General features: G+C 64.4%; 9 protein-coding genes. 6 read left to right on the top strand and 3 right to left on the bottom strand.

Going from position 1 to position 11721, the window contains the following annotated elements; all coding sequences use genetic code 11:
- Positions 1-413: 413 nt before the first annotated feature.
- Together GY937_10200 and GY937_10195 are read left to right on the top strand one after the other, a co-directional pair.
- On the top strand, positions 414-1286 hold the full coding sequence (locus GY937_10200) for an ATP-binding protein (GenBank protein ID MCP5057081.1): 873 nt from the start codon (positions 414-416) through the stop codon (positions 1284-1286).
- Entirely contained in the window at positions 1283-2092 is an 810-nt protein-coding gene (locus tag GY937_10195) for a VacJ family lipoprotein (protein ID MCP5057080.1), read from the top strand. The genes GY937_10200 and GY937_10195 overlap by 4 nt, the downstream gene beginning before the upstream one ends.
- Position 2093: 1 nt before the next feature.
- Here GY937_10195 and GY937_10190 read toward each other — a convergent pair whose 3' ends face one another.
- Positions 2094-2726, bottom strand: a complete 633-nt coding sequence (locus GY937_10190) for a hypothetical protein (GenBank protein ID MCP5057079.1) — start codon at positions 2724-2726, stop codon at positions 2094-2096.
- Positions 2727-2812: 86 nt separating this feature from the next.
- Between GY937_10190 and GY937_10185 the strand changes: the two genes are divergently transcribed.
- On the top strand, positions 2813-5437 hold the full coding sequence (locus GY937_10185) for an MMPL family transporter (protein MCP5057078.1): 2625 nt from the start codon (positions 2813-2815) through the stop codon (positions 5435-5437).
- Positions 5438-5489: 52 nt separating this feature from the next.
- On the opposite strand, the gene GY937_10180 is transcribed toward GY937_10185, so the two are convergent.
- Entirely contained in the window at positions 5490-6353 is an 864-nt protein-coding gene (locus tag GY937_10180; protein ID MCP5057077.1) for an alpha/beta hydrolase, read from the bottom strand.
- A 62-nt stretch (positions 6354-6415) separates the two neighbouring features.
- On the opposite strand from GY937_10180, the gene GY937_10175 reads away from it, so the two are divergent.
- Positions 6416-8683 (top strand): aconitate hydratase, encoded by a 2268-nt coding sequence (locus GY937_10175; protein ID MCP5057076.1) that lies wholly within the window; start codon positions 6416-6418, stop codon positions 8681-8683.
- Positions 8684-8760: 77 nt separating this feature from the next.
- Here the strand turns inward: GY937_10175 and GY937_10170 are convergent, their stop codons facing one another.
- Positions 8761-9489, bottom strand: a complete 729-nt coding sequence (locus tag GY937_10170; GenBank protein ID MCP5057075.1) for a TVP38/TMEM64 family protein — start codon at positions 9487-9489, stop codon at positions 8761-8763.
- A gap of 47 nt (positions 9490-9536) precedes the next feature.
- Between GY937_10170 and GY937_10165 the strand changes: the two genes are divergently transcribed.
- Positions 9537-10475 carry a diacylglycerol kinase family lipid kinase gene (locus tag GY937_10165; protein ID MCP5057074.1) on the top strand — a complete coding sequence of 313 codons (939 nt, stop codon included), beginning with the start codon at positions 9537-9539 and terminating at the stop codon, positions 10473-10475.
- A complete protein-coding gene (locus tag GY937_10160; protein ID MCP5057073.1) occupies positions 10472-11437 on the top strand; it encodes a hypothetical protein in 966 nt (321 codons plus the stop codon). Before GY937_10165 ends, GY937_10160 begins: the two co-directional genes overlap by 4 nt.
- Positions 11438-11721 lie beyond the last annotated feature (284 nt).

Genomic DNA, 11721 nt, shown 5'->3' with positions numbered 1-11721 from the left:
CAAGTCAATCCGATACCGCTTCTTCGACATACGGGCCCCATGAATCGGCCCGCGACACGGCGAGAACCGATTGGCTGCGGGGGACGCAGTGCTTAGCATGACAACACTTCCGCCTTTGGTCGATACAAGGGACTAGCGCTCTGGATCCTCGAATCCCTCGCAGGCAAGGACGGGCAGTTGTGGATATCGAGGCCAGTGGGTCGGGTGGTTCTCCGCGCGGCCGCAGCGCACGAAGCGGCTACCCCGGTTGTTCGCAGTCAGCCGTACGTGGCGGCAGGCGCTGCACAATCCAGCTCGAGGCGGGGGAGGATCCGTACTCATGGGGGCTGGGTAGGCTGGAGCACCCTCGCAGTCTACACTCCGGGCCCGTGAGCCCTCCTGCTTCCAAACAGTCCGCCTCCCGTTCGGGGGGCCTGCGCGCTCGGCTGGAGCGGGTGCTGGAGCTGGCCGAACGATGGTTGCGGGGAGAACTCGGGGTGTCGGCGGATCCCGAGGCGGTGGCCGCGGGCCGTGCGTTTCGCTTCGAGCGCGTGCGCGGCCGCGGGCAGTTGATTCCCGTTCCCGATCCGGAGGCCTTTGCGCTCGAGGATCTGCTCGGCGTAGAGCGCTCCGTTGCTCGCCTGGTGCGCAACACGAAGCAATTCCTGGCGGGCCATCCCTTCAATCACGCGTTGCTCTACGGAGAGCGCGGAACCGGGAAGTCTTCCGCGGTGAGGGGTTTGTTGACCCGTTTCGGTTCCGAGGGCCTGCGGGTCGTGGAGGTGCGCAAGGCCGACCTTGCTCACCTTCCTGACGTTCTCACCCTGCTGCGCGGTCGGCCCCAGTTCTTTCTGGTCTTTTGCGACGATCTCTCGTTCGCTGATGGGGATGCTGGCTACCGCGAACTCAAGGCGGCCCTGGAAGGAAGCCTCGATGCGCCACCGCGCAACGTCTGCCTGGTCGCGACCAGCAATCGACGGCACCTTCTCCCCGAGCGCCGCTCCGAAAATCAGGAAGTACGTCTCGATGAGGATGGCGATCTCCATCTGGGCGAAACCATCGACGAGAAGCTCGCGCTCTCCGATCGCTTTGGTCTGATGCTGGGCTTCTTCGGGTTCGACCAGAAGACCTACCTTCGCATCGTCGAGCATCATGCGAGGGCGGCCGGGCTCCGGGTCGATCCGGAACAGCTGCGCAATGATGCGCTTCGTTGGGCACTCGATCGTTCTTCCCGTTCCGGCCGCACCGCGCGCCAGTTCGTGAACGATCTTGCCGGGCGCGAGGCCCTCGAGGACGAGGACGAATGATGCGAGGGTTGCTCATCGCAGCATTCCTCGTCTTCGCAGTCCCGAGCTTCGCCGACGAACCCCAGGCCTCCGCCAGCGCGCCCGATTGGGATGAGCTCGACGAGCTGCTCCTGGAAGACGATTGGCTCCAGCCGGACCCCGCCGACCGTGATCCTCTCGAAGGCATGAACCGCAATACCCATGACATGAACGAGGGGATTCTCGTCTGGGTCGTGGACCCCCTGAATCGGGCCTATCGCTTCGTGATGCCGTCGGCGGCTCGCCGGAGCGTTGTGCGTTTCTTCTCGAACCTGAGCGAGCCGGCGGTCCTGGTGAACGATCTCTTCCAATTCGCGCCTCTCGATGCGAGCGAGACGGGGGCGCGTTTCCTGATCAACACGACCGTCGGTGTGGCCGGATTGTTCGATCCAGCGACATCCATCGGTCTGCCCGGTCACAAGACCGATTTCGGAGAGACCCTGGCTGCCTATCGTGCGCCGAGCGGGCCCTACTTCGTGGTGCCGATCCTGGGGCCCTCGACGATTCGCGATGCGATCGGGCAGGCAGTCGATCTCGTCATGCGACCGGATATCTGGTTGCTCGGGCTGGGATCGGTGGTGTTGGTCTCGACCGGAAGCGGCATGGCGACCTACGACATCCAGAAAGGCCGCCTGGAGGCGTTGCGCGAAACCTCCGTCGACTACTACGCAGCGTTGCGCGGCGCCTACCTGCTCGATCGCGATGCCCGAGTGGAAAAACGGGTGTGCGGGCTGGCCTGGCGGTCTTGCGAGGCGGAAGATGTGGTCGAGGCCGCCGTCAGCCGGTAGGTCAGGGCGCCTCGGAAGTGAATTCGCTGCTCGCCTCGCCGGCTTCGATCTTCGCCTCGAGGCGTTCGATCAACGCGTCGAGGCCGTCGGTCTTGATCACACCACCATATTCCGAGCGGCGCAGGGCGAGCTCGCTGACCGTGCCGTTCAGGAACACGTCCATGACCTGCCAACGGCCTTCGCGTTCTTTCATCCGGTAGTGGACGTCGACCGGCTTGTCGTCCGGGGGTTCGATTCGCGTGTGGACGACGCGGGTGCCACGCGCGCCGAGCTCCGCGCCCTGGACGAGCAGCTTCTGACCATCCCAGCTGTTGAACCTCTCGGCGTAGGTGGCGACCGTAATTCGCCGGAAGGTCGCGAGCCAACGGTTCTTGTCTTCATCCGTCAAACCACGCCAGTGGCGGCCGAGGACCTTGGCTGCCATCAGGGGTAGATCATACGTCTGGTCGATGGCCGGCTCGAGCATCTCCTTCCGGCCCTCGAGCCCGAGGCTCTCGGCATTCTTCATGCAATCCACCAACACTTCGTAGAACGCCTCGATCGGGGCGCGAGTCGTCGCGAAGTCGACGGGCTCTTCCGCGAGAGCTGAGGCAGAAGCGAGGCAGGTGAAAGCGAAAACGAGCGGGCGCCACATGGGCGCGAAGGGTAGCGGCCTGGCCCCGCTTGGCCCCGCTTCCTTCCCCATCGGACGGGCGCGCTCGAGTCTGCTAGGCGTCTCCCGTGGCGATTTCGGCGGAGAGGGCTCTGGGGCGCGGTCTGGCGCGCTGGGTCGCATGGGTGGGCGAGCATGGGCACGCCGTGCTCGCCGGGGTCCTGCTGGTGACCTGCCTCGCCGGAGGAATCGCGGCGGGCTACCTGGGCGTGAACTCGGAGACCGACGACCTCTTCGACGCCAACCTTCCGTTCCGCCAGGATCGCGCCCGATTGGATGCGGCGCTTCCCGCGCGTAACGACAATCTCCTGGTCGTGATCGACGCGCCTACGAGCCTGGCTGCTGGTGACGCGGCTGCTTCGCTCGTAGCGCAACTCGAGGCCGAGCCAGCGCAGTTTGCTTCCGCCTTTGCGCCGGGCTCCGGTCCCTTCTTCGAGCGCAACGGGTTGCTTTTCCTCGAGCTCGAGGATCTCGAAGCCCTGGCGGATGATCTCGCCGCTGCTCAGCCCCTCCTGGCCGAAGTGTGGCGGGATCCAACCCTCCGAGGCCTGTTTCGTCAACTGACCCGTGCCATCGATCAGGGGATATTCGATCGGGGCAGCTTCGATTTCGATCAGATGCTGTCGGGGATCACCGCTGCCATCGCTGATGCAGAACGCCGCGAAGCCCGCCCTCGGGCGTTCGGTGAGCTGGTGCTCGGCGGCGATGACGAAGGCCCGGTACGTCGCTTCGTCATCGTGGAACCGAAGCCCGACTATTCGGACTTCGTGCCCGGGCGGGCCAGTGTCGGCCGCTTGCAGGAGATCCTGGTCGAGCGCGGGTGGAACGGAGAGGCGGCGATTCGTGCCCGCATGACCGGCGATCTCGCGCTCAAGACCGAAGAACTCGGGCTGGTGAAAGCCCAGGCAGCAGGCGCTGGGATCGCCTCCTTCGTGCTCGTGGGATTGATCCTGTGGCGGGCACAGCGCTCGGGGCGACTGATCGCGGCAACCCTTCTCACCCTGGCCGTCGGACTGGTGTGGACAGCGGGCTTTGCAGCGGTTTCGATCGGGCACCTGAACGTCATCTCGGTTGCGTTTGCCGTTTTGTTCATCGGCCTCGGCGTCGATTTCGGAATCCACCTGACCCTGCGCTACCGCGAGCTTCGCGAGGGCGATCAGGGCCATGTGTCTGCTCTCTCCGAATCGGCGTCCGGTGTCGGCAGTTCGATCGTGTTGTGCGCGATCACGACGGCGGTGGGCTTCTATTCGTTCGTACCGACGGATTTCCTCGGCGTGGCCGAGTTGGGCGTCATTTCCGGCACGGGAATGCTCTTCAGCCTGGTTGGCACGTTCGTCGTGCTGCCCGCGTGGCTTGGTCTGGGCAGCGGTCCGCGCTTGCCGCACGCCGGATTGCAATCCCTCCGCCTACCGGCCTGGCCCACACGTTTTCCACGCGCAGTGGTCGGCGTTGCCCTTCTCCTCGCTGTGGGTGCGATGATGTTGGTTCCGCGGCTGCGATTCGATGCGAATTCGATGCGCGTGCGGGATCCCAATGCAGCCTCGGTGAAGACCTTCTTCGAGCTCCTCGATGGGGGTGACATCCATCCGTGGAGTATCGAAGTGCTGACGGACGACCTGGCGACGGCGGATGCATTGGCCGTTCAGCTGGAAGCGCTACCGAGTGTGGAACGGACCAGCACGCTTTCGAACTACGTGCCTTCTCGACAGGAAGAAAAGCTCGAGCTGCTGGCTGATATCGCGCTCTTTCTGGGCTTCGATGAACTCGACCGCCTTTCGCCGCCTGACCTCGCAGAGAACGAGGCGGGGCTTCGGGGTTTTCGCGAAGCGCTCGCTGGTCTCGAACAGGGCGAAGCGAGTACTCGCCAACGGGTGGCCGCGGAGCTGGGCACAGCGATCGATCGCTTCCTCGCGGATCTGGATGGGGACTCCGTCGACATCCTTCACGAGAGTCTCGTGCAATCGCTCCTCGATCGGATCACCCGCCTCGAACTCGCCCTGGGAAGCGACGGCGTGGAGCTCGCCGCGCTTCCACCGGTGTTGCAGCGCCGCATGATCGCAGCCGACGGACGCGCCGTCGTCGAAGTCTACCCGGAGAACAGCCTCAACGAGGATGCGGCAGTTGCTGAATTCGTGCGGGAGGTTCGCAGCCTGGCACCGGGCGGGACGGGTACTTCGCCGTTCATGGTGGAGGCCGGGGAGGAGATCAAGCGGGCGTTGCGCCAGGCCATGGCTACCGCTGCCATTGCCGTCGCTTTGATGCTCCTGGTGTTGTGGCGCAGCCCGCGCGACGCGCTCCTTGCACTGGCACCGCTTGCCCTGGCGGCTCTCTTGACCGGAGCCGTCTGTGTGCTCGTCGGGCTGCCGATCAACTTCGCCAACGTCATCGTCGTTCCCCTCCTTCTCGGGATTGGCGTCGATAGCGGTATTCATCTCGTGCACCGTTTTCGCGCCGGCGTGCCGACGGATGGCATCCTCGGCACGAGCACATCGCGTGCCGTCTTCTGGAGCGCGCTGACCACGATCGCGAGCTTCGGTTCACTCGGCCTGGCAAGTCACCGCGGCTTGGCGAGTCTGGGCCAGCTTCTGACCCTCGGTGTCGGGATCACCCTCGCCTGCAACCTAATCTTCCTGCCCGCCCTGCTGACCCTGGTCTCGAAGAAGTCAACCAGCGGGGACGGGGTTTACAATTGACTTCTTGCTTTGCAAGAAGTCAATTGTAAACCCCGTCCCCGCTGGTTGACTTTCAGCTTCCGAGGGCGAAGGCGGAGAGGGTGGCGTTGAAGCCTTCGGGGTTGTCGGTCATCACGGAGTGGCTGGCCTGGCCAACGACGGCGAGTGTTCCGTTGGGGAGGGCTTCCTCCACCATCCGATCGGCGACGTCCGGGCCCAGGATGTCCGACGCCGCGCCGCGGACCACGAGCGTTGGGCAGGGGATCTTCTCGAGGACTGCCCACAGGCGTTTCGACATTTCGCGTTCGTGGGCCTCCATCGCGGCTTCGTCCATGTCCGCACGGGCGGGAAAGAAGGTCGGGTCGAGTTTCCGCTCCCAGCGGCCGTCGTCCCGTTCGCGGAGCTCCGCGGTGGCCATCCGTCGGATCACTCCAGGTGAGGAAGCGGGGAAGTTATGCGCAAGGATGCTCTCGTATTCCTTGACCGACGCCACGGTCCCATCGCCGCGCTGCTCGACCTCACTGCGAATGCGAGAGCTTCCACGCGGATCGTGTTCCGGGCCTGTGTCGACGATCACCAATCCGGCGAGGCGCTCCGCGTTCCCTTCCGCATACGTCATCGCGGTGCGCCCTCCCAGGGAGTGGCCCACCAGAACGAAGCGCTCGATCTGCAGGGCTTCGACGACGGCCTCGAGATCCCTTGCCAGATCGTCATAGGCGTAGCGGTGTTCTGGATCGTGGTCCGATTCGCCATGGCCACGTTGATCAATGGCGATCGTCCGATAGTGGGGTGCCACGAGAGCTGCGGCGTCGTCCCAGATGCGGGCCGTGTTCCCAAAGCCATGGACGAAGACCAGGGGAACACCTTCGGTGCTCCACTCCAGAACGTGGATCTTGTGGCCGTCCCCACCGTGGACGAAGAACGAACGGGGTTCCATGGACGCGCATGCTAGCCCAGCCGAATTGCTAAAGTCCGGTTCCCGCCCTACAGGAGGTCCTCATGCCCAAGATCGAGACCACACCCGAACTCGTGCGAAAGACCTACGAGCAGGTTCAGCAGAATCTGGGGACCGTGCGTCGCCGCTTGGGTCGGCCTCTGACCTACGCCGAGAAGATCCTGCTCGGTCATCTCGACGATCCCGAAGGCCAGGAGCTCACACCGGGCGATAGCTACCTCGCCTTGCGCCCGGATCGGGTTGCCATGCAGGACGCCACGGCCCAGATGGCCCTGCTCCAATTCATTTCTTCCGGCCGCGATGAAACTGCCGTGCCCAGCAGTGTGCATTGCGATCATCTCATCCAGGCCTACGAGGGCGCGTCCGAGGATATGGCGACTGCCCGGGTGACGAATCGGGAGGTCTACGATTTCCTGCGTTCGGCGTCAGCGCGCTACGGCCTCGGCTTCTGGGGCCCAGGTGCCGGGATCATCCATCAGGTGGTGCTCGAGAAATACGCCTACCCCGGTGGCATGATGATCGGCACGGATTCCCATACACCGAATGCCGGGGGCCTCGGCATGTTCGCCTGCGGTGTGGGTGGTGCCGATGCCGTGGACGTGATGGCCGGTTTTCCCTGGGAGGTGTTGTATCCGAAGCTGGTCGGGGTTCACTTGACGGGCGAACTCAGTGGCTGGTCGGCGCCGAAGGACGTGATCCTGAAGGTCTGTGAGCTGCTCACGGTGAAGGGTGGCACGAACCGGGTGGTCGAATACTTCGGCCCCGGGACTCGCTCGCTCTCGTGCACAGGCAAGGCCACGATCACCAACATGGGCGCCGAACTCGGTGCGACCACATCGATCTTCCCGTACGACGAGCGGATGGAGTTGTATCTGAAGAGCACCGGGCGAGAGGTGCTGGCAGATCTCTCCAACGAGTTTGCAGAGCTGCTCCGGGCGGATCCAGAGGTTGCGAACGAGCCGGATGGCTTCTTCGACGAAATCGTCGAGATCGATCTCTCGACGCTCGAGCCGCATATCGTCGGCCCCCACACGCCCGATCTGGCGCGACCGGTTTCGAAGATGGAATCGGATGCCGAGGAAAACGGCTATCCGGCCAGCCTTACTTCCTGCCTGATCGGGAGCTGCACGAACTCCTCGTACGAGGATCTGTCGCGGGCCGCTGACGTGGCGAGACAAGCGAGTGCGCGAGGTGCGAAGGCGAAGACGAAGCTCTGGTGCACTCCGGGTTCGGAGCAGGTGCATCAGACGATCCGCCGCGATGGGCAGCTCGATGCACTGGAAGAAGTGGGTGCCATTGTCCTGGCCAACGCTTGCGGCCCGTGCATCGGCCAGTGGCGCCGGGACGATGTAGAGAAGGGTGTACCGAATTCCATCCTGACCTCGTTCAATCGCAACTTTCCGAAGCGCAACGATGGGAACCCGGAAACGTTGGCCTTCATCAGCAGCCCGGAAATCTGTGTCGCCTACGCATTGGCCGGTACGCTGGCGTTCAATCCGTTGACGGATGAGATCGAGGCGGCCGACGGGAGCCGTTTCAAGCTCACCCCCCCGGCGCCGGCACCGGACGTACCGGAGCAGGGGTTCGTCACCAGCCACGACGGCTACCTCGCTCCGCCGGACGACCCGGGAAATGTCGAAGTGGAGATCAGCCCGGAGTCCGAGCGGCTGGCCTTCCTCGAACCCTTCGCTCCCTGGAGTGGACGGGATTTCGAGGAGCTACCGCTTCTGCTGAAGGCCAAAGGCAAGTGCACGACGGATCATATCTCGATGGCGGGCCCCTGGTTGCGCTTCCGCGGTCATCTGAATCGGATCAGCGACAACATGTACATCGGCGCGATCAACGCATTCACAGGCAAGGCAGGAGAGGGCCTGGACCAGCTCTCGGATGAGACGGGAATTTCGTTTCCCAAGATCGCTCGTCACTACAAAGCCGAGGGTCTTCGCTGGGTCGTCGTCGGCGACGAGAACTACGGGGAGGGTTCGAGCCGGGAGCATGCGGCCATGGAGCCCCGTCACCTGGGTTGTGCCGCCGTCATCGCGCGAAGCTTCGCTCGGATTGCCGAAACGAACCTGAAGAAGCAGGGTGTCCTGCCACTCACTTTCGTCGATCCGGCCGACTACGAGAAGATCCAGGAGCAGACGCGCATCAGCATCACCGGGCTCAGTGAGTTGGCTGAGGATCGCCCGCTCCAGGCGGTCCTCCATCAGTCCGATGGCAGCACGCAACCCTTCGACGTCGCACACTCCCTGAACGACGACCAGATCGCCTGGTTCAAGGCCGGTTCCGCCCTCAACGTCCTGAAGGGCTAGCCCTCCGAGAAGTCAACGAGCGGGGACGGGGTTTACAATTGACTTGATGGAAAAGGGCCCTGCCCTTTTCCATCAAGTCAATTGTAAACCCCGTCCCCGCTCGTTGACTTCTCGGAGGGGAGGGCGGGGGAGAACTGGTAGCGGATCCAGCCCCTCGCACCTGGGTGGATGAGCGCGAGGAAGGGGAGCAGGATCACCGCGCCGAGCCAGGCGGCATTTCCGTATTCGCCTTCGAGGAGGCTGCTACCGAATGCCGCGTAGACGAGTGAACGAGGAATGACCCCAATCACCAGGGCGATGGTGAAGGTCGGCATGCCCATCTTCGTGAGGCCGGCTGCGGCGTGATAGAGGGTCGTCGGGCCGACCGGGAGCGCGGTTCCAATGGCCATCAGGGCGGCGGTGCCGCGGCTCCCGGCGACTTCGAGAGTGCGTTGCAGGTTGGGCGGTACCCGCCCGGCGATCGCGTCTGCACCGAGCCAACGCACGGCAACGAAGACGCCGAAGCCAGAGAGAAAGCTGCCGAGAGCGCCGTACAAGGCGCCCTCCAGGGCGCCAAAGCAGACGCCGGCCACGGTGAGAACGATCTGGGAGGTCAGCAGGAGAGGTGTCCGGAAGGTCACGATCAGGACCATCACGACGGGGCCCCAGACGCCCAGGCTGCTGACGAACTCGCGAATCGAATCCACATTCAGCTCGACGTCTGCCGCTCGGCGCAGCGCAAACGGGATGCCCACCAATAGGGCCAACGCTGCCAACCCGAGCAGGCGGCGGAGGAGGTGGCGGCGGTCGGAGGAGGATTCGTTCATGATGCGGAGAGCGGGGCGCCCCAGGTCCGGGTAGCATCACCGATGCCATGCCGCCGCGCACGCTCGTGATCGTGAACCCGGCCAGCCGTAGCGGGCGCACACGCAAGAACTTCGACGCCCTCGAGGCGCGCTTGCGTGACGCCCTCGGCCCGCTGGAAGTCGATTGGACCCAGGCACCCAGGGATGCCGAGCGCCTTGCGCGCGAGGGTGCCCGTGCCGGTGTGGGACGCATTCTCGTGGCGGGGGGAGACGGTACGGCGAGCGAGGTGATCACCGGCGTTCTGACCGCAGACCTGGCCGAGGAAGTCCAGATCGGTCTCCTGCCGCTCGGCACGGGCAGGGATCTGGTCCGCGGGCTGGGCTTGGCGATGGAGGTGGACGAGGCGATCGAGGATCTCGCTGCCGGGCACACCCACCAGATCGACGCCGGTCGCCTCAACTACGTCAGCCGCGCGGGCGAGCCGCGCACCACCTGCTTCATCAATTCGGCGAGCATCGGCATTTCCGGCCTCATCGTTCAACTCGTGAACGAAAGCAGCAAAGGGATGGGTGGAACCGTCCCCTTTCTCGTCGGCACCCTGCGCGCACTGGCCCGCTTCCATCCGGCTCCTGTGGAATTGGAACTCGACGGAGTGAAGATCTACGAGGGCGATCTCGTTCTCGCCACGGCATCCAACGGCCCCTTCTTCGGTGGCGGCATGCGCGGCGCGCCGACAGCCCGCTTCGATGATGGATTGCTCGATGTCGTGGTCATCCCTGGCCTCACGAAATGGAATCTCCTGCGGAAGCTTCCCCATCTCTATGCAGGCACCCACGTCGAAGTCCCCGGCGTTCTCAGCTTCCAGGGTCGTGAGTTGTTGGTGAGCGGTGCGCCGGGGATCCAACTCCTCGAGATCGATGGCGAGCCGCTGGGCTGCGCTCCGGCGCGTTTCGAGGTATTGCCCCGAGCCGTCACCCTCGTTGGCGTGAAGGAAACCAGCCCGTGAGCGGGGCCCCGCTCTTCCAGCGGATTCGAGAAGCCTGCGCAGAGGTCTCGCGCCGGGCACGTTATGTGCGCGTCGATGACCAGAATCTCGAGCAGCTCGCGGGGATCCTCGCTCGCGAACGGCCACGCGTTCCCGATATCGACCCAGGTCGCCGGGAATTCGACGATCGCGATACCACGCTGGCCTACGTCGTCACCCTGAATGCCATCAACTTCGGCTCGGGCTGGTTCCCGCATCTCCGCAAGCGCAAGGGGCAATCGGGCTATCTCACGATCGCCCACGGTCTGCGCGAACGCTTCGAGAAGGAGGGTGCGTGGTCAGCGAGCCAGCTGATGGGTTTGCGCCCTGCGGATTGCGCGCAGACGTTCGGACAGGATGAAGGAGGAGACGCCGGCGAGTTGATGGGCTTGTTCGCGAAGGCACTGAACGATCTCGGCGCGTTCTTGCACCGGGAGCATCGAGCTCGCTTTGCAGGGCCGGTCGAAGCAGCCCGCGGCTCCGCCGCTGCGCTGGTCGAAATCCTCGCCGCGATGCCCTTCTACCGTGATGTATCCATCTACGAGGGTTTCGAGGTTCCTTTCTACAAGCGTGGCCAGATCACCTGCTCCGATCTCCATGCAGCGTTTCGTGGCAAGGGGCCGGGCGAGTTTCGCGATCTCGATGAGCTCACGATCTTCGCGGACAACCTCGTCCCCCACACCTTGCGGATGCTGCAGGTGCTGATCCTCGATGTCGCGCTCGAGGCGGCCATCGAGCGGGAGGAAGAGATCACCCCGGGTGGTGAAGCGGAAATCGAGATTCGCGCGGTCGCGCTTCACGCCGTCGAGCAGATCGTGGCGAGCTGCCATCGCCGAGGCTGGAAGGTCAACGCGGGCCGCATCGACAATCTGCTCTGGTCTCGGGGGCAGAGCCCCGAGATCAAGGCCCGCCCGCGTCACCGCGCTCGCTGCACCTTCTACTGATCATGGCCGCACATGGGCCACACCGAGGGTTCAGTGCTCCTTCGCCCCGGCGCAGCACCGGCTCTCGTGGTTGATGGTTGCTAGGGCTCCACGGGAAGGCCCGCGCGCACCAGCAACCAGGCGATCTTCTCGCCCACGCGTAGCAGTGTTGGCGATCACGAGAAACCGTAGAAATCTGATCATCTAGCCGTGGTCGCGCGCGAGTGCTGGTTTCTCGTCAGAACGGCGAATCGGTGTCGGTCGGATCGGTGTCGAGTTCGCGATCGAGAGCCGCGAGGTAGTGT

Source organism: bacterium, from assembly GCA_024228115.1.
In the GTDB taxonomy this organism is placed as follows: Bacteria; Myxococcota_A; UBA9160; order UBA9160; family UBA6930.
This window is presented reverse-complemented; position numbering and strand designations above follow the sequence as displayed.

Coding starts and splice junctions, on each gene's coding strand:
- GY937_10195 (MCP5057080.1), top strand. CDS start 1,283: ATGATGCGAGGGTTGCTCATCGCAGCATTCCTCGTCTTCGCAGTCCCG.
- GY937_10190 (MCP5057079.1), bottom strand. CDS start 2,726: ATGTGGCGCCCGCTCGTTTTCGCTTTCACCTGCCTCGCTTCTGCCTCA.
- GY937_10180 (MCP5057077.1), bottom strand. CDS start 6,353: ATGGAACCCCGTTCGTTCTTCGTCCACGGTGGGGACGGCCACAAGATC.
- GY937_10175 (MCP5057076.1), top strand. CDS start 6,416: ATGCCCAAGATCGAGACCACACCCGAACTCGTGCGAAAGACCTACGAG.
- GY937_10170 (MCP5057075.1), bottom strand. CDS start 9,489: ATGAACGAATCCTCCTCCGACCGCCGCCACCTCCTCCGCCGCCTGCTC.
- GY937_10165 (MCP5057074.1), top strand. CDS start 9,537: ATGCCGCCGCGCACGCTCGTGATCGTGAACCCGGCCAGCCGTAGCGGG.